This window comes from Kribbella sp. NPDC002412, assembly GCF_053592935.1.
Window position 1 is genome coordinate 1 of record NZ_JBSFBL010000099.1, and the last position, 16643, is coordinate 16643.

The following is a 16643-nucleotide window of genomic DNA, read 5'->3' on the forward strand; positions in this document are numbered from 1 at the left end:
ACAAGGGCCTGAACTCGAAGATCATCCGGTTCGTCCGCAACCACGAGAAGGACGTCTGGAACAACGACCCGATCCTCGGCCAGACCAGCCTGGTCGAGTTCGAGGGCTGGACCGGCGAGACCGACTGGAACGCGTTCTACGCTAACATCTGGCAGAAGAACCTGCCGGCCAAGTACCTCCAGCAGCAGCAGATCACCGACTGGAACGCCGACGGCATCGCCTTCACCGGCGGCGTCCGCGGCACGGTCGAGAACGGCAAGCGGACCGTGTACGCCGGAACCGCGAAGGTGCTCGACGGCGACAAGTACCTGCTGCCGTGGGACGGCAACAAGAAGCTGTACCACTACAACCCGGCCGGCGGCCGCACGACCTGGCAGCTCCCGGCAGCGTTCAACGGCGTCTCGAAGTTGTCGGTGTACAAGCTGACCGACACCGGCCGGGTCAAGGTCACGACCGCCCCGGTCCGCAACGGCACCGTCACCCTCGACGCCACCGCCGGCCAGCCCTACGTCCTCTACCCGGACGCCGCGCCGACGCCGACTCCGGCGAACTGGGGTGAAGGCTCGCACCTGATGGACCCGGGCTTCAACGCAGGCAACCTGCAGGCCTGGGACGCCACCGGCGGCGCGACGATCGACCGGCTGCCAAGCGGCCAGCACGTCGCGAGTCTCGGCGCCAAGTCCTCGTCGTTGCGGCAGCGCATCACCGGCCTCACCCCCGGCCGCACCTACAGCGCCTCCGCCTGGATCGAGGTCGAGCCCGGCAAGTCCCGGCCGACCACCCTCACGGTCGACGGCGTCAAGAACACCATCACCCGCTCGACCGCCCAGAACATGGTTGCCTCGGACGACAAGCACGACGCGTACTACCAGCGCGTCCGGGTGGTGTTCACCGCCAAGGGCACCAGCGCTCAACTGACGATCGGAGCAGCGGCCGGCGCCGCCAAGGTCCGGGTCGACGACGTCCGCGTGGTGGAGACCAAGCGTCCCGCGGCAGGCCTGGTCGACGACTTCGAGAACGTCGATCAGGGCTGGGGCCCGTTCGTGAAGGGCGATTCCGGCGGTGTCACCGACCCGCGGACGAGCCTCGCGAAGAAGCACGCGCCGTACACGCAGGCAGGCTGGAACGGGAAGCTCGTCGACGACGTCCTCGACGGCGAGTGGTCACTCAAGTCCCACGAAGAGAACGCAGGCCTCGTCTACCGCACCACGCCGTGGACGGTGAACTTCGAGCCCGGTCACAAGTACAAGGTCAGCTTCGACTACGCGAGCGGTCGCGCCGGGCAGTACGCCTGGGTCCAGGGTGTGGACCGTCCGGACCCGGTGGAAGTAAAGGCGACCCCGATCGGTGAGCAGCGGACCAAGGCGACCTTCAGCCAGGAGTTCGTGGCCGGTTGCGGCGGCGACTACTGGGTCGGCCTGCGCAAGCTGTCCGGTGGTGGCGACCAGGCCGACTTCATCATGGACGACTTCGCCGTCACCGACCTGGGTACGACGTCCGAGCCGGCCGACTGCACGTCGATCGCGCTGACCGGCGTGACCGGCCTGGTGTCCGGCGAGGCGAACACCCTCGTCACCACGTTCACCAACAACGACGTGGTGGCCGCCAATGACATCACGCTGGGCCTGACCGCTCCGGACGGCTGGACCGTCGCGGCGACGACTCCGGCCACGCACGCGACTGTCGCCCCGGGCGCCAGTGTGACGACGAAGTGGGACGTCACGCCCCCGGCCGGCACGCCGGAAGGCAAGTACGTGCTGACGGCAACAGGTGGCCGGGCGACCACGACCGCGGAGGCGACCGTGCTGCCGCCGGGGATCGTGCCGCAGTCCCGGATCACGGTGGCCGACGTGAGCAGTGAGGACGTCGCCACCGGTGGCGCCGCGACCGAGGCTCTGGACGGAAACCCCAGCACGCTCTGGCATTCCGCCTGGTCCCAGGTCTCGCCGCCGGCCGGGTTCCCGCACCACATCACGCTCGACCTCGGATCGACGTACCAGGTGGACGGGTTCGGCTACCTGCCGCGGCAGAGCGGGACGAACGGGATGTTCAAGGGCTACGAGCTCTACGTCAGCGCCGACGGCCAGAACTGGGGCACACCGGTCGCGACCGGCGAGTTCCCGAACTCGACGGCCAACCAGCGGCTCGCCTTCACCGCCAAGCCCGGCCGGTACGTGAAGTTCGTCGGCACGAGCTCGCTGAACGGCGCGGTCTTCGGCTCGGCCGCCGAGCTGAACGTCTACGGCACGCGCTAGAACAACGCAACGGCGCCACTTCCCCGCCCCTTGGGGAAGTGGCGCCGTTCGCTGTGAAGTTGTGTCAAGACTGCGTCTCAGGTTCGGACGGGAGGACCAGGCGGGCCAGGGCGCCGCCGCCGGGGGCGGTGCCGAAGGTCAGCTCGGCGCCGAGGACCTTGGCGTGACCGGCGGCGATGGTCAGGCCGAGGCCGTGGCCGACGCCGCGCTCGGCCATCCCGGACCGGAACCGGCGCGGGCCCTCGGCAATCAGCTCCTCCGGGTAACCGTTGCCGTGGTCAACCACCTCGACGGTCCGGCCGGACACCGTGACCTCGATCGGCGGCTTGCCGTGCCGCAACCCGTTGACGATCAGGTTGGCCAGGATCCGCTCGATCCGGCGCGAGTCGGTGGACACCGTGACGTCCGATCCGTTCTGGTGGACCACGACACTGTCCGGGGCGAGCGACTGCTGCATCCGCAACCGGCCGACCGCCGACCCGACGAAGGCGCCCAGCCCGACCAGCTCCAGGTCGGCCTGCTCGACACCCGAGTCGAACCGGGCGATCTCGAGCAGGTCCTCGACCAGCCGGCGCAGCACCTTGGCCCGGTCCCGGACCAGTTCACTCGGGCGGCCGGGTGGCAGCAGCTCGGCGGCGGTGGTCAGCCCGGTGACCGGCGTACGCAGGTCGTGCGCGACGTCCGCGGTGAACCGGCGCTCCGCCTCCAGCTGACCGCGCAACGAGCTGGCCATCGTGTCCAGGGCGGTCGCGAGCGACTGCACCTCGTCCTTGCCCTTGCCGACCGCCTCGGCCGCCGACGCGTCGAGGTCGCCGGCCGCGATCCGGCGCGCCGTCCCGGCGACCGCGACGATCCGCTTGGACAGGCTGCCGGCCAGGATCACGCTGACCAGCGCCACCAGCCCGACGGTGCCGATCCCGCCCAGCAGAAGCGCCTGCCGGAGCGCGTTCATCGAGTCGTCGCTGGTGTCGTAGTCCTGCACGATCGACAGGATCTTGCCGTCCTTGACCCCGACCGCGGCCCACATCTTCGCGTTCGGCGAGCCGGTCTTGAACGTCGCCCGCTTGCCCTCCAGCACCGCGTCCCGCAACTGCGGCGGCAGGTCCGGGTCATCCAGCTTGGACCCGAACACCGGCACGCCGTCGCGGTCGTAGGCGGATGCGGCAAGCTGGATCCGCTCGTCGGCGAAGCTCCGCGTCCGGTCCAGCCGGGCCGACTGGGCCTGGGTGTAGACCGCGACGCAGAGCACCAGGATCGCGAGCGAGGAGACCAGCAGGAAGATCAGACCGAGCTTCCCGCGCAGTCCCACGTCAGTGCCTTCCGTCCGAGGTCGATGTGCCTCCGGAGGACACTATCTACGCCCGGAGCTTGTAACCGAATCCGCGGACTGTTTCGATGCGGTCCGCGCCGATCTTGGTTCGCAGCCGCTGCAGGTGGACGTCGACCAGCCGGCCGTCGCCGCCCCACTCGTAGTCCCAGACCCGCTGCAGCAGGGTCGACCGGCTGAGCACGACGCCGGGGTTGTTGGCGAACTCGATCAGCAGCTTGAGCTCGGTCGGCGTGAGCTGGACGGTCGAGCCGCCGCGCCGTACCTCCAGCGCCTCCCGGTCCAGCTCCAGGTCGCCGAACGACTCCACGCCGGACCCGGCTGTCGGCGCCGGCCGCTCCGGGTCGGACACCGCCCGCCGCATTACCGCGCGCAGCCGGGCCACCAGGACCTGGGTGTCGAACGGCTTGGTCACGTAGTCGTCCGCACCCGCTTCCAGCCCGAGTACGACGTCCAGCGCGTCGCCGCGGGCGGACACCATCACGATCGGGACGGTGCTGGTCTCGCGGATCCGGCGGCACACCGAGATGCCGTCCAGCCCGGGCAGCATGATGTCGAGCATCACGACGTCCGGGTGGATCTTCTCGAACCGCTCGATCGCCTCCAGGCCGTCCTCGGCCGTGGTGACGTCGTAGCCGTGCCGCTCGAGGGTCAACTGGGTTGCCTCACGGATCACCGCGTCGTCCTCGACCATCAGGATGCGCGCTGCCGGTTCTTCCGGTACCACCGAACTTCAGTCTCCCTTGTTGTCCGTCGAGCTCACCTTGATCATCTGCCGGCCGTTCCAGCGGTACACCTCGACCCGCCGTCCCGACGGGCAGCAGACCTTGTCGTCGAGCGTGTAGATCTTCGACTCGACCACCAGGTCGCCCTGCGGGCTGGCGTTGACCGTCGGCTGTTCGACCTTCAGACTCCAAATCGGCCGCGGACCGGCCGGTTCGAGCGCGATCAGGAAGATACCGAAGACGAAGTTCTCGATGGTGTGGATCAGGACGATCTGCTGAGGCGTTCCGCTGTGCATAACATCAACGGACTTACCCCTGCTCAGGCAACGCGAAATCACCGTGCAATTCACCAGCACCCGCCGGGCGATGTCCGGCAGCCGCGGATCCGCCAGCAGTTCGACCCGTACCTGAGCCAGGTCGAGGGCCGCTTCGGGGGTCCGGGCGGTCTCCGGAGCGATCCCCTCACCCATCACCGAGGGGCTGCCGGAGGGAGCCGCGCTGGTGGCCGGCGCGTCGGCCCCCTCGACCCGCAGGCCGCCGCCGTTGCCGCAGGCGGACAGCCCAACCAGGGCGGACGCGGTCACGACCGCGGTCAGCAGGGTACGGCGACAGGCGCCGGCTGAGGCGCGCCCGGCTCGCCACATGCGCATAGGGCGCCTCCTACCCTGCCTCATCGATTCCCCCGGGAGATTCAGACAACTACCTTCCATAGTGCTGGCCGGACGTCACATTCGGCGGCCATGGACGTCGAATGGCCTCGGCAGTTCCATTGCGGTTGGGTCACAGCGGCCCTACTCGGCCACCACCTTGCCCGGGTTCAGGATGTTCTTCGGGTCCAGCGCGTTCTTGATCGCCCGGTGCACGTCGAGCGCGACCGGGCCGATCTCCTCGGCCAGCCAGGTCCGCTTGAGCACGCCCACCCCGTGCTCGCCGGTGATCGTGCCACCGAGCTCGAGCCCGATCTCCATGATCCGGTCGAACGCCTGCTGCGCCCGCTCGGCCTGGCCGGGATCGGTCGGGTCGAAGACCACGGTCGGGTGCATGTTGCCGTCCCCGGCATGACCGAGCACACCGACAGTGATGTCGAGCTCCTTCGCGAGCGCCTCGGTCCGGCCGATGAACTCGGCCAGCCGGGAGCGCGGCACGCAGACGTCGTCGATCATCGTCGTACCGAGCTGGTCCAGCGCGAGCAGCGCGGCCCGCCGGGCTTCCAGCAACAACTCGCCCTCGGCGGGGTCCTCGGCTTCCAGGCACTCGATCGCGCCGTGCTCGCGGCACAGCTTGGCCACCGTCGCGACGTCGGCGACACCCGCCTCACCGCCCGCGTCCGACTGGGCCAGCAGCATCGCGGCCGCCTCGGTCGGCAGGTCCATCCGCTTGTACGCGTTCACCGCGGCGATCGTGGTCCGGTCCATGATCTCCAGCAGGCTCAGCGACACGCCGCTGCGGATGATCTCGGTGATCGCCTGGCCGGCCGCGACACCGGAGTCGAACAGCGCCGCCATCGTCCGCGGCCGGGCGGCCAGCGGGCGCAACGCGAGCGTCGCCTCGGTGATGATGCCGAGCGTGCCCTCGCTGCCGACGAGCAGCTTGGCCAGGTCGTACCCGGCGACGCCCTTGACGGTACGGCGTCCGGTCCGCAGCACCCGCCCGTCCGCGAGGACGACTTCGAGGCCGAGCACGTAGTCCGTCGTCACGCCGTACTTCACGCAGCACAGGCCACCGGAGTTCGTGGACAGGTTGCCGCCGATCGAGCAGAACTCCCAGCTGGACGGGTCCGGCGGGTAGAACAGCCCCTGCTCCTCGACCGCCCGGGACAGCACGGCGTTGTAGACACCCGGCTGGGTGACGACGTACCGGTCGACCGGCTCGATCTCGAGGATCCGGTCCATCTTCTCCAGCGAGATCACGATGCAGCCGTCGAGCGCGTTGGCGGCGCCGGACAGCCCCGACCGCGCGCCCTGCGGCACCACGGGCACACCGGCCTCGGACGCGATCCGTACGGCGGCCTGCACGTGCGCGGTCTCCCTGGCCAGGACGACGGCGACCGGCATCCCGGCCGGGCAGAACATCGCCCGGTCGTACCGGAAACTCTCCATCCGGTCCGGGTCCGTCACCAGGGCCTCGGCGGGCAACGCGTGCCGCAACTGCTCGACGACGTCACTCATAGGTTTGAGCCTAGTGCCCCGCGCCGGATGTCGCTTGAGTGATTGCGGTGTTCAGGTGCGTGCATCGCGATGCTTGAGCAGTGGCCTCGATGCGGAGCATCGCGGGCGCTGGGCAAGTGCCGTGAGGTGCGTGCCTGGGCGCCGCAGGCGCCAGGGACATCCGGCGCGGGGCACTCGTGATTACCGAGCAGTTGCGCGCAGGTGGCCGATGTCCGGATCAGGACGGCCGGTCAGCGGGTCCGGGAGGTGGAGTTCTCGGAGATCTCCTCGTAGCCACCGCCGTAGTTGTGGAACTCGCGGCCGACCGCGACGAAGGTGATGCTGCCCGCGGTCGCCTTCACCTTCGGCGTCCGGCAGGTCCGCTGGCCCTTCACCACCGCCCCGTTGCCGCCGCTGCTGTCACAGCTGAGCACGCGGCCGGCGCTGCCACCGCCGTACTGGACCAGGTAGGCGTTGGCCTTCGCGTTGGCCGGCATCGGCGACGCCATCGTGACCTCGGCCCAGTACTGGTAGCAGCTGTCCCGGACCAGCCGGACCGTGCCCCAACTGGGTGGCTTGTTGTCCCGCAGCATCGGCGCCGACGCGATCGACCTGGCGCCCGAGCAGGCGGCGGCTTCGGCCGCCTGGGCCGGCGTCGCGGCGAACGCGATCGCGCCCACCCCGGCCAGGCCCGCAGTGCTGAGCAGAATGCCCAGTGTCTTCATGACGAAACCCTTCCTGAATGTACGCCCCGACGCACACTCACCGGGCACACTACGCGAACAGCACCTGCCTTGACAGTCATTCCGGTAATCGGACGGCGACACGCCGTAGTAAGTTGCATTTGGCAACAGGTAACCGCTTAACCACCCACACCCCACGAGGGGATCTCCCCCGCACTCGTGGGTTCTCCCCTCGCAGACGAGGGGAGAACCCACAACTCACGGGGATATCCGCTGAAACGGGTTGGGGCTCAGAGGTTGCCGCGTCGCTCTTGTTCGCGCTCGATCGCCTCGAAGAGGGCCTTGAAGTTGCCCTTGCCGAAGCCCAGCGAGCCGTGCCGCTCGATCAGCTCGTAGAACACCGTCGGCCGGTCGCCGATCGGCTTGGTGAAGATCTGCAGCAGGTAGCCGTCCTCGTCCCGGTCGACCAGGATGCCGCGGCCCTTCAGCTCCTCGATCGGCACCCGGACCTTGCCGATCCGGGCCCGCAGCTCCGGGTCGTCGTAGTAGGAGTCCGGCGTGTTCAGGAACTCGACGCCGTTGGCCCGCATGATGTCGACGGTGCGCAGGATGTCGTTGGTGGCGAGCGCGATGTGCTGGGCGCCGGCGCCGTCGTAGAACTCCAGGAACTCGTCGATCTGCGACTTCTTCTTCGCGATGGCCGGCTCGTTCAGCGGGAACTTGACCCGGTGATTGCCGTTGGCCACCACCTTGCTCATCAGCGCGGAGTAGTCGGTGGCGATGTCGTCGCCGATGAACTCCGCCATGTTCACGAAGCCCATCACCTTGTTGTAGAACCCGACCCACTCGTCCATCTTGCCGAGCTCGACGTTCCCGACCACGTGGTCGACGGCCTGGAACAGCCGCTTCGGGTGCCCCTCCGGCCGGGTCACCTGGGTGGTGGCGGCAACGAACCCGGGCAGGTACGGGCCGGAGTACCTGCTGCGGTCGATCAGCGTGTGCCGGGTGTCGCCGTACGCCGCGATCGCGGCCCGGCGGATGGTGCCGTGCTCGTCGGTGACGTCGTTCGGCTCCTCGAGGACGACGGCGCCCTGCTTGCGGGCGTGCTCGATGCACTTGTCGACGTCCGGGACCTCGAGCGCCAGGTCGGCCACGCCGTCGCCGTGCCGGCGGTGGTGGTCGAGCAGCGGGCTCTTCGGGCTGACCCCGCCGGTGATGACGAAGCGGGCCGAGCCGGCCTTGAGCACGTACGCCTTGCTGTCCCGGTCGCCGGTCTCCGGGCCGGAGTACGCGACCAGGTCCATCCCGAACGCGAGCTGGTAGTACTTCGCGGTCTGGGTGGCGTTGCCGACCACGAACACCACGGCGTCCATCGCGTGCACGGGGAACGGGTCGGTGCTCTCGTCGTACGGCACCAGGCCGACGAGCTGCTTCAACTGGTCGAGGTCGAGATCGGCGTCGAGCTCTGCGGGGGTGAGGTCGGTGCTGGTCATCGTGGTCCTCCCGGTTCGGGTTCGTGCCGCTGAGCCTGGTCGGGCGGGGCAGGTTGCGCAACACATCCTTGTTTTGTTGGGCAGGTTGTGCAGTATTGTGCGGATGTTGCTGGACTATTTGGTCAGGGTGACCACTGCGGGAGGCAAGTCATGTCGGTGGACGCGCTGGATGCCCGGATCCTGGCGCTGTTCGCGGCCGAGCCGCGGGTCGGCGTGCTGGAGGCGTCGCGGCGGCTCGGTGTCGCGCGCGGCACGGTGCAGGCCCGGCTGGACCGGTTGCAACGCGACGGCGTCGTCCGCGGCTGGGGTCCGGACATCGACACCGCCGCGATCGGCTACCCGGTGACCGCGTTCGCCACTCTCCAGATCGAGCAGGGCTCCGGCCACACCACGGTCGCCGAAGCGCTGGCCCGCATCCCGGAGGTCCTCGAGGTCCACACGATCACCGGTGCCGAGGACCTGTGGTGCCGGATCGTCGCCCGCTCCAACGCCGACCTCCAGCGCGTGATCGACCAGGTCGTCATCGTCCGCGGCATCCAGCGAGCCTCGACGGTCATCGCGCTCGCCGAGCAGATCCCGCACCGCGTCCTGCCCCTGGTCGAAGCAGCGACCGAGGACTAGGCCAGACGCTTGGCAACTTCGATCGCGGCCCGGGCAACGCGGGGGCCGACGAAGTCGCGGTCGAGCTTGCCGAGGACGACGACGCCGATCGAGGCTTCGACACCCGGTACGCCGAGAACCGGAGACGACACGCCTTGCGCGCCGGCCTGGAGCTCACCGGAGGTGACGACGAACGGGCGGCCGGCCGGGTCTGGTTTGCGGCGGCCGGCCAGGATCGCCTTCCCCGCGGCGCCCTGGTCGAGCGCGTGCCGCGACCCCATCCGGTAGGAGACGTGGAAGTCGGTCCAGCTCGGCTCGATGACCGCGATCGCGAGCGCTTCGTCACCATCCGCGACAGTCAGGTGCGCCGTGGCGCCGGTGTCTTCCGCCAACGACCGCAGGACCGGCAATGCAGCGTCACGGAGCGTGGGCTGAACGCGCCGGCTGTAGTGCAGGACCGCGAGACCGAGCCGGGCCCGGCCTTCACTGTCACGCCGGACCAGCCGATGCAGCTCCAGCGTGTTGACCAACCGGTAGACCACCGTGCGGCTGACGCCCAGGGCGGCGGCCAGCTCGGTGATCGAGAGGCCGTCCGGGGCGTCCGCCAGCAACTCGAGGACGGTGAGTCCCCGGTCGAGGGTCTGGGACGTCTCTGCGGGCACCTCCGAAGCGTATCCGTTTTTCGGGCACGGCCCGATGGCCCCGTATCTTGCTGCCGTGCGAAATTACTGGGCGCTCCTCCCCGCCATCGCCGTGATGATCGGGCTGATCCTGCTGTACGCGATCCCGACGCTGATCAATCCGCAGTGGACCAGCTCGATCCTGGGCCTGTTCCGGCAGTTCCCCGAGGACCCGCAGCAGGCCCAGAATCCCGCCCAGAACCCAGCCCAGAATCCAGCCCAGAATCCCGCCCGGAATCAGGAGCAGGCGCAGCCACCGGCCGGGGTGCTCGGGCCGCAGCAGCTCAAGTCGCGCCGGATGCTGGCCGGCTTCCTGGTCGCCGCCGCGGTCGCGCTGCTCGGCTTCAACATCCAGCTGAACCGGGAGTCGAACGCCTGCTACCAGGCGGCCACGGCGTGGGGCGCGGTGCACGGCGAGGCGGCCGAGGATCCGTGCATCGGCATGATCTACGGCACCTTCTTCGGCGACGGCACCGGCTCGAAGATCCAGGACAACGCGCAACCGGTCCCGGCGTACCAGGTGGTGCACAAGAAGAAGCCGACGTACCTGCGCTGGATCCAGAACGCGCCCAAGTACGACGAGGCCGACCTGCTGATCGGGACCGTGATGGAGTGCGCCTCCGACCTGCGGATCACCGAGGAGGAGGACAAGGTCGTGGTCCTGATCGACGCGAACCAGCCCTGCCCGGAGACGGACAACGTCTCGCTGACCGCCTACAAGCTGAAGAAGCCGCTCGGCGACCGCGAGGTGGTCACCGTCGACGACAAGCCGATGGAGCAGATCAACCCGGACGTCGACTCCTGGCCGACGGTCGTGAAGAAGCTGGTGACCGGCGGCTAGTTGAGCGCGCGGGTCTTGGAGTCGTAGACCCGGAACGGGCGGTTGCGGGCGAGGAGCAGCAGCAGTCCGGCGATGCAGACGGCCGCGCCGCCGAGGAGGGCGATCGTCGGGGTGGTGAGCGACGCCGCCGACCCCGCGACGAAGTCACCCAGGCGCGGCCCGCCGGCGACCACGACGATGAAGACGCCCTGCAGCCGCCCGCGCATCGCGTCCGGCGCGGCCGACTGCAGGACGGTGTTCCGGTACGCCGAGCTGACCATGTCGGCCGCTCCCGACAGCGCGAGCAGCGCGACCCCGAGCCAGATCGTGCGGGACAGCCCGAAGAGCCCGACCGCGGCGGCGTAGACCGTGATCGCGACCACGATCGCCACGCCTTGGCGCCGTACCCGGGTGACCCAGCCGGAGAAGACCACGCCGAGCAGCGCCCCGATCGCCGGCGCCGCCTGCAGCAGGCCGACCGTCCGGACGCCCCCGCCGAAGAACGCGCCCGCGACCGCCGGGAACAGCGCGCGGGGCTGCGCGAACACCATCGCCAGGATGTCGGCCAGGAACGTCGCCAGCAGCGCCGGCGCCGCCCGCAGGAAGGTGAACCCCTCGAGCACCGAACTCAGCCCGGCCCGGCGGACCTCCCCGGTCGGCGGCACCGACGGCAGCCGGAACAACGCGTAAAGCGCCGCGGTGAAGGTCAGCACGTCGATCAGGTACGCCGCCGCGAACCCGTGCCAGGCGATCACCGCCGCGCCGAGCAGTGGCCCGGCAGTGAAGCCCAGGTTGAACGCGGCCTGACTGAGCGTGTTCGCGGCCGGCAGCAACTCCGGCCGGATCAGCCGCGGGATGATCGCCGACCGCGCCGGGTTGTTGACAGCGAAGCACGCCGACTGGCAGGCCACGACGGCGTACAGGACCCAGGTCTGGTTCCACTGCAGCTGGGACTGCAGCACCAGGACCATCGAGAGAAGCCACAGCCCGGCCGACGAGACGAGGGCGAGCGTACGGCGGTCGATCGCGTCGGCCATCGCCCCGCCGTACAACCCGAACACGATCAGCGGGACGAGTGAGCACAGCCCGACCAGCCCGACCGCGAACGTGGAGTGCGTCAGCGCGTACACCTGGATCGACACCGTCACCGCGGTCATCTGCTGGCCGAGCTGGGACACCGTCGACCCGACCCACAGCCGGCGGAAGTCCGGCGACTCCTTCAACGGCCGGATGTCAGTGAGCAGACGCACCCTGACAACTTATGTCACGGCGTGAAAATACTCAGACCCGAGGGAACAGTTCGTGCTCGAGCGGCTCGCCCACGGTCAGCCCGAGCCCGTCGGTGACGACGTGCCGCGCGCCCGTGTACGTCGCCTCGGCGTCGACGTAGATCGCCACGTGCGCGATCCGCGGGTCGTCGGTCAGGTTCGGCGTGGCGGAGTGGGCCAGGTAGGCGTTGTGGAAGGTGCAGTCACCCGCCCGCAGCGGAATCGTGAGCCGCTCCTCCCAGCGCAGGTCGGGAGCCGCCCGGAACAGGTCGTCGCGGTCGGAGAGGTCCTGCCGGCGCAGGTCCTGGTGGTTCTGCGAGCCCGGGATGAACGTCATGCACCCGCGCTCAACCGGTACGTCGACCAGCGCCACCCACACCGACAGCGAGTGCCGCGAACCACCGTGCGGCCAGTACGGCGCGTCCTGGTGGAACTCGGTGGCCGCGCCGTTGTGCGGCGGTTTGATCAGCAACTGGTCGTGCCACAGCCGCAGCGGAACCCCGGCCAGCGCCGTCGCCGCAGCCGCGAGCCGCGGGTCCAGCGTGAGCTCTTTCAGTACGTCGTCCTGCCGCCAGATGTTGACGTACTGGTTGAAGATCGGCGAGTCGCTCGCGTTGTCCGCCGCGATCCCGCTCGCCGCCGCGGCCGCGTCCCGGAACCGGGCCGCCTCGTCGGCGCTGATGATGTTCCGGATCCGGACGACGCCGTCGCGGCGGTAGGCCGAAATGGTCTCTTCGTCCAGCTGCGCGGCTGTCGTAGGGTCGGTAGTTGTCATCGGTCGGCTCCTCGGAATCCGTTGCCAGGTTGGTGCTTCCAGCCTCGGGCACCCGGGACGGCGACGACAGGCAGCAGTTGACCAGAACTTGACTGATCTTGACCTCCGGAGGTCGGCAATGCACAAGGTCCTCAGCAGTGAGGTCTTCGCTGACCAGCGCCTCCCGGTCGCCGGCGAACGCCTCGAACTGGTGGCCGACGTCGCACCGCACAGCCACGCGTTCTTCGAGATCGCGGTGGTGATCGCCGGCCGCGGCATCCACCTCTCGGCGGCCGGCGAGGTCACGCTGGAGCCCGACTCGGTCGTGGTCCTGCGGCCGGGTGAGTGGCACGGGTACACCGACTGCGACGGGCTGGTGCTGCGCAACGCCTACCTGGGTCCGGACGTGTTCGGCTTGCTGTCCGGCGCACTCGTTCGCGGCGGCGAGTCACCGGAGCCGGCCCACCCAGCGGTCCAGCACGCGATGCGATTGCTGGAGGCAAGCATCGACGAGCCGTGGACGCTGGACCGGCTGGCGGGGCTGGTGAACCTCGCGCCCGGGTACCTGGTCCGGCTGTTCGGCCGGACCGCCGGCATCTCACCAATGGCCTATCTCAACCGCCTCCGCGCCGAGCGCGCCGCGGGCCTGCTGATCGAGACCGAGCTGCCGATCGCCACCATCGGAGCGATGGTCGGCTGGCACGACCCAAGCCACGCAACCCGCCGCTTCCGCTCCACCTTCGGCCTCAGCCCCTCCAGCTACCGCGCAACCTTCCGCCCGTAGCACCGGACCTGTTGCGGGCGAGCAGGTCTGCGGCGACGCGCGGGGGTGGGACTGGGCGGGCGGGGGGTGGGGGTGTGGGCAAAGATGGTCACCATGAGTTCCCTTCGCACCCCTGACCCGAACCCCGGCTGGCTCTCCGAGTTCGCGCTCGAGGAGACCCGCACCCGGGTTCCGATCCTGTACGTCGAGGCCGTCCCGGCGCGCGTCGACGCCAACGGGCAGATCGAGCATGTCGGCGTACTGCTGCGCGGGTCGGCCACGACCGCCGGGCAGATCACCCGGACGCTGGTGTCAGGACGCGTGCTGCACGGCGAGTCGGTCCGCGACGCCCTGCTGCGGAACATCGAGAAGGACCTCGGCCCGGCGGCGTTCCCCCGCCTGCCGGTCAGCCCGGTGCCGTTCACGGTCGCGGAGTACTTCCCGCTGCCCGGGATCAGCCCGCTGCACGACCCGCGCCAGCACGCCGTCGCCCTCGTCTACGTCGTCCCGGTGACCGGCGAGTGCAACCCGCGCCAGGACGCCCTCGAGCTCACCTGGCTGACCCCGAAGGAGGCGCTCGAGCCCAGCCTGCTCGCCGACCTCGAAGGCGGTCGCGGCCAACTCCTCAAGCAAGCCCTCGCCTGGTCCGGCGCCCTCGTCTGACGCCGGGCACTCTCATGACGTCGGGAGCTCTGGTCTGACGTCCGCCGGGGAGGTCGCTCACCACGGCAACCGCCCCTCCTCGGCCTGCACCTCACCGGTCGGCCCGTCCGCGCCGAGCATCGCCAGCCGGACCGCGACGGCCGCGCCCTGCTCCGGCGTCCGCGGCGCATCCCAGCCGCCCATGTCCGTCGCGCAGTTGCCGGGGTCGGCCGCGTTCACCAGGATCCCGCTCCCGCGCAGCTCGTTGGCCAGCATCACGGTCACCATGTTCACCGCCGCCTTGGACGCGTTGTACCCCAGCATGAGCATCGTCGAGTACGGCGACTCCGGATCCCCGACCAGCTCGAACGACGCCAGCGAAGTCGACATGTTGACCACCCGAGCCTGCTCCGCCTTCCGCAGCAACGGCAGCATGGCCTGTGTCACCCCAACCAACCCGAACACGTTCACCTCGAACGCCTCCCGCAGTACGTCGCCGCCGATCCGGGACACCGCGTCGTCGCCACCCGGGATGATCGCCGCGTTGTTGACCAGCACGTCCAGCCGCCCGTGCTCCGCCTCGATCCGGCCGGCCGCCGCCCGCACCGACGCGTCGTCCGTCACGTCCAGCTGCACCGCCTCCACCTCGTAGCCCTCGGCAACCAGCTCCTTCGCCGCCGCCTCACCCCGGGCCTGGTCCCGGGACCCTGCCAGCACGCTGAACCCGGCCTGGCCGAGCTGCCGTGCGATCTCCTTGCCGATGCCCTTGTTGGCGCCCGTGACGAGCGCGATCTTCGTGTTCATGCGGTCCAATCTGCGGCCGCCCGCCGGACTCAGGCAGAGTGAGCCGAACCTGGGATCGGCAGTCCCTGTTTACGGTTTGCGGCGCCTGGTTTCCTTGGGTCCATGGACCGGGGACAGCTCGCAGAGTTCTTACGGGTACGGCGGGAGGCGCTGAAGCCCGCCGATGTCGGCCTGCCCGCGGGCCTGCGGCGGCGGACACCCGGGCTCCGCCGCGAGGAGGTCGCGAGCCTCGCCACCATGTCCACCGACTACTACACCCGGCTCGAGCAGGGCCGCGGCCCACGCCCGTCACGGCCGGTGCTCACCGGGCTCGCCCGGGCGCTCCGGCTGAACGACGACGAGCGCGACCACCTGTTCCGCCTGGCCGGCGAGCAACCCGGCCCGCCGCCGGGCCCGCCGTCCGACGTCCGGGTCGGCGTCCTGCGGATGGTCGCGCGCCTCGACGTACCGGCCCTGGTCCTCGACGCGAAGTACGACGTGCTCGCCTGGAACCCGTTGTCCGCCGCGCTGATCACGGACTTCTCGGCGCTGCCGGTCAAGGAGCGCAACCTGCTCCGGCTGCGGTTCCTGCACGGCGACCGGCAGGCGGAGCGGTTCGGTGAGACCGCGACCCACGACTTCGCGTTCGCGACCGCGGCCGACCTGCGCGGAGCGACCGGCCGCTACCCGAACGACCCCGGCATCGCCGAGCTGGTCGCGGACCTGCTGGCGGGCAGCGAGGAGTTCGCCAAGATCTGGTCCTTCCACGACGTGTCCCGGCAGCACAGCATGTGCCAGACGATCTTCCACCCCGAGGTCGGCCGGATCGACGTGGTCTGCGAGGTCCTGGTCGTCCCCGAGCGCGACCAGCGCGTCATCCTCTACACCGCGGAGCCGGGATCGCCCTCCGACGAGGCGCTCCGGCTGCTCGCCGTCATCGGTACCCAGACCATGTCCCGGACTTGACAACCGAGCACGACTCAAGCGACCGGGCCGGCTGGTGTTCGCGGACGAGTTCGACGGTACGGCGATCGACCGGACCAGGTGGGCCATCCACTCCAACGCCGAGGCGGACCGCTGCCTCGGCAACAAGGGCAACCAGCAGCTCGAGTGGCGCACCTGGGACGCGCTGTCGGTGCGGGACGGAATCCTGACCATGACCGCGCGGAAGAACAACCCCGAGCCTGGCTACGAGTGGTCGAGTGCCCTGATCACCACCGGCCAGGCCTGCGGGCACGAGCCGCCGGGCTCGTTCGCGGTCAAGCCTGGCGACTCTGTCGAGACCCGGCTGAAACTCCCGTCCGCGAAGGGCTTCTGGCCGTCCACCTGGACCTGGAACGGCAACGGATCCAACGAGCAGGACACCTACGAGTTCTACAGCGACAACCACCACAACCTGTACCTGACCAACCATCAGGACGGCGGCGGCAGCTGCACCTACCAGTCCCCGACCGACCTGACCACGGACTGGCACACGATCACCCAGAAGCTCGGTCCCGCCGAGACCGTCTGGTACCTGGAAGGCAAGGAGACCTGCCGCCAGGGCGCGTACTCGGGCACCGGCGACGCCCTGATCCTCGACCTGTTCGTCTACGCGAAGACCCCGCCCACGGTCACCACCGAGTCGATGGAGATCGACCACGTCCGGGTCTACCGCCCGGAGTGACCAGGGCCGGGTGACCACGAGCTGAGCCCCCGCACGC

Annotated in this window: 17 protein-coding genes; 7 read left to right on the top strand and 10 right to left on the bottom strand. The window is 69.7% G+C overall.

All coding sequences use genetic code 11. From position 1 onward, the window contains the following. The coding region (locus tag ACWCOV_RS39820; RefSeq protein WP_449834567.1) for a glycoside hydrolase family 101 beta sandwich domain-containing protein at nt 1-2255 on the top strand (2255 nt) is incomplete at its 5' end. Between the two features lie 64 nt (nt 2256-2319). Here the strand turns inward: ACWCOV_RS39820 and ACWCOV_RS39825 are convergent. From ACWCOV_RS39825 to hppD, 6 genes are all read right to left on the bottom strand, one after another. Continuing rightward, on the bottom strand, nt 2320-3564 hold the full coding sequence (locus ACWCOV_RS39825; RefSeq protein ID WP_449834568.1) for a HAMP domain-containing sensor histidine kinase: 1245 nt from the start codon (nt 3562-3564) through the stop codon (nt 2320-2322). 46 nt (nt 3565-3610) lie between these two features. Then, complete coding sequence (gene cseB / locus ACWCOV_RS39830; protein ID WP_449834569.1) at nt 3611-4309, bottom strand: two-component system response regulator CseB; 699 nt, start codon at nt 4307-4309, stop codon at nt 3611-3613. A 6-nt stretch (nt 4310-4315) separates the two neighbouring features. Further along, nucleotides 4316-4957, bottom strand: a complete 642-nt coding sequence (locus ACWCOV_RS39835; RefSeq protein ID WP_449834570.1) for a hypothetical protein — start codon at nt 4955-4957, stop codon at nt 4316-4318. Between the two features lie 141 nt (nt 4958-5098). Further along, on the bottom strand, nt 5099-6475 hold the full coding sequence (locus ACWCOV_RS39840; protein ID WP_449834571.1) for an FAD-binding oxidoreductase: 1377 nt from the start codon (nt 6473-6475) through the stop codon (nt 5099-5101). 230 nt (nt 6476-6705) lie between these two features. Then, entirely contained in the window at nt 6706-7179 is a 474-nt protein-coding gene (locus ACWCOV_RS39845) for a hypothetical protein (RefSeq protein WP_449834572.1), read from the bottom strand. A 248-nt stretch (nt 7180-7427) separates the two neighbouring features. Next, entirely contained in the window at nt 7428-8630 is a 1203-nt protein-coding gene (gene hppD, locus ACWCOV_RS39850; RefSeq protein WP_449834573.1) for a 4-hydroxyphenylpyruvate dioxygenase, read from the bottom strand. Between the two features lie 150 nt (nt 8631-8780). Here hppD and ACWCOV_RS39855 point away from each other — a divergent pair, with 150 nt between their 5' ends. Beyond that, complete coding sequence (locus ACWCOV_RS39855) at nt 8781-9251, top strand: Lrp/AsnC family transcriptional regulator (protein WP_449834574.1); 471 nt, start codon at nt 8781-8783, stop codon at nt 9249-9251. Here ACWCOV_RS39855 and ACWCOV_RS39860 read toward each other — a convergent pair. Next, entirely contained in the window at nt 9248-9892 is a 645-nt protein-coding gene (locus tag ACWCOV_RS39860) for an IclR family transcriptional regulator (protein WP_360528857.1), read from the bottom strand. The two genes, ACWCOV_RS39855 and ACWCOV_RS39860, sit on opposite strands and share 4 nt — an antisense overlap. A gap of 55 nt (nt 9893-9947) precedes the next feature. Between ACWCOV_RS39860 and ACWCOV_RS39865 the strand changes: the two genes are divergently transcribed. Beyond that, complete coding sequence (locus tag ACWCOV_RS39865) at nt 9948-10751, top strand: hypothetical protein (RefSeq protein WP_449834575.1); 804 nt, start codon at nt 9948-9950, stop codon at nt 10749-10751. Here the strand turns inward: ACWCOV_RS39865 and ACWCOV_RS39870 are convergent. Together ACWCOV_RS39870 and ACWCOV_RS39875 are read right to left on the bottom strand one after the other, a co-directional pair. Then, nucleotides 10748-11980: an MFS transporter gene (locus tag ACWCOV_RS39870; protein ID WP_449834576.1), complete on the bottom strand. Its 1233-nt coding sequence runs from the start codon at nt 11978-11980 to the stop codon at nt 10748-10750. The two genes, ACWCOV_RS39865 and ACWCOV_RS39870, sit on opposite strands and share 4 nt — an antisense overlap. Nucleotides 11981-12011: 31 nt before the next feature. Continuing rightward, on the bottom strand, nt 12012-12773 hold the full coding sequence (locus ACWCOV_RS39875) for a phytanoyl-CoA dioxygenase family protein (RefSeq protein ID WP_449834577.1): 762 nt from the start codon (nt 12771-12773) through the stop codon (nt 12012-12014). 118 nt (nt 12774-12891) lie between these two features. Here ACWCOV_RS39875 and ACWCOV_RS39880 point away from each other — a divergent pair, with 118 nt between their 5' ends. Together ACWCOV_RS39880 and ACWCOV_RS39885 are read left to right on the top strand one after the other, a co-directional pair. Beyond that, nucleotides 12892-13536 carry an AraC family transcriptional regulator gene (locus ACWCOV_RS39880; protein ID WP_449834578.1) on the top strand — a complete coding sequence of 215 codons (645 nt, stop codon included), beginning with the start codon at nt 12892-12894 and terminating at the stop codon, nt 13534-13536. A gap of 93 nt (nt 13537-13629) precedes the next feature. Next, nucleotides 13630-14178 (top strand): NUDIX hydrolase family protein, encoded by a 549-nt coding sequence (locus tag ACWCOV_RS39885; protein WP_449834579.1) that lies wholly within the window; start codon nt 13630-13632, stop codon nt 14176-14178. Nucleotides 14179-14235: 57 nt separating this feature from the next. Here ACWCOV_RS39885 and ACWCOV_RS39890 read toward each other — a convergent pair whose 3' ends face one another. Continuing rightward, on the bottom strand, nt 14236-14961 hold the full coding sequence (locus tag ACWCOV_RS39890) for an SDR family oxidoreductase (RefSeq protein WP_449834580.1): 726 nt from the start codon (nt 14959-14961) through the stop codon (nt 14236-14238). Nucleotides 14962-15063: 102 nt separating this feature from the next. Between ACWCOV_RS39890 and ACWCOV_RS39895 the strand changes: the two genes are divergently transcribed. Then, a complete protein-coding gene (locus tag ACWCOV_RS39895) occupies nt 15064-15906 on the top strand; it encodes a helix-turn-helix transcriptional regulator (RefSeq protein WP_449834581.1) in 843 nt (280 codons plus the stop codon). A 34-nt stretch (nt 15907-15940) separates the two neighbouring features. Next, nucleotides 15941-16606, top strand: a complete 666-nt coding sequence (locus ACWCOV_RS39900) for a glycoside hydrolase family 16 protein (RefSeq protein WP_449834582.1) — start codon at nt 15941-15943, stop codon at nt 16604-16606. Nucleotides 16607-16643: the final 37 nt, after the last annotated feature.

Excerpts from the sequence above, each read along its gene's own strand:
- ACWCOV_RS39845 (WP_449834572.1), bottom strand. The coding sequence starts at position 7,179 with ATGAAGACACTGGGCATTCTGCTCAGCACTGCGGGCCTGGCCGGGGTG.
- ACWCOV_RS39880 (WP_449834578.1), top strand. The coding sequence starts at position 12,892 with ATGCACAAGGTCCTCAGCAGTGAGGTCTTCGCTGACCAGCGCCTCCCG.
- ACWCOV_RS39895 (WP_449834581.1), top strand. The coding sequence starts at position 15,064 with ATGGACCGGGGACAGCTCGCAGAGTTCTTACGGGTACGGCGGGAGGCG.
- hppD (WP_449834573.1), bottom strand. The coding sequence starts at position 8,630 with ATGACCAGCACCGACCTCACCCCCGCAGAGCTCGACGCCGATCTCGAC.
- ACWCOV_RS39855 (WP_449834574.1), top strand. The coding sequence starts at position 8,781 with ATGTCGGTGGACGCGCTGGATGCCCGGATCCTGGCGCTGTTCGCGGCC.
- ACWCOV_RS39840 (WP_449834571.1), bottom strand. The coding sequence starts at position 6,475 with ATGAGTGACGTCGTCGAGCAGTTGCGGCACGCGTTGCCCGCCGAGGCC.
- ACWCOV_RS39875 (WP_449834577.1), bottom strand. The coding sequence starts at position 12,773 with ATGACAACTACCGACCCTACGACAGCCGCGCAGCTGGACGAAGAGACC.
- ACWCOV_RS39890 (WP_449834580.1), bottom strand. The coding sequence starts at position 14,961 with ATGAACACGAAGATCGCGCTCGTCACGGGCGCCAACAAGGGCATCGGC.
- ACWCOV_RS39835 (WP_449834570.1), bottom strand. The coding sequence starts at position 4,957 with ATGCGCATGTGGCGAGCCGGGCGCGCCTCAGCCGGCGCCTGTCGCCGT.
- ACWCOV_RS39885 (WP_449834579.1), top strand. The coding sequence starts at position 13,630 with ATGAGTTCCCTTCGCACCCCTGACCCGAACCCCGGCTGGCTCTCCGAG.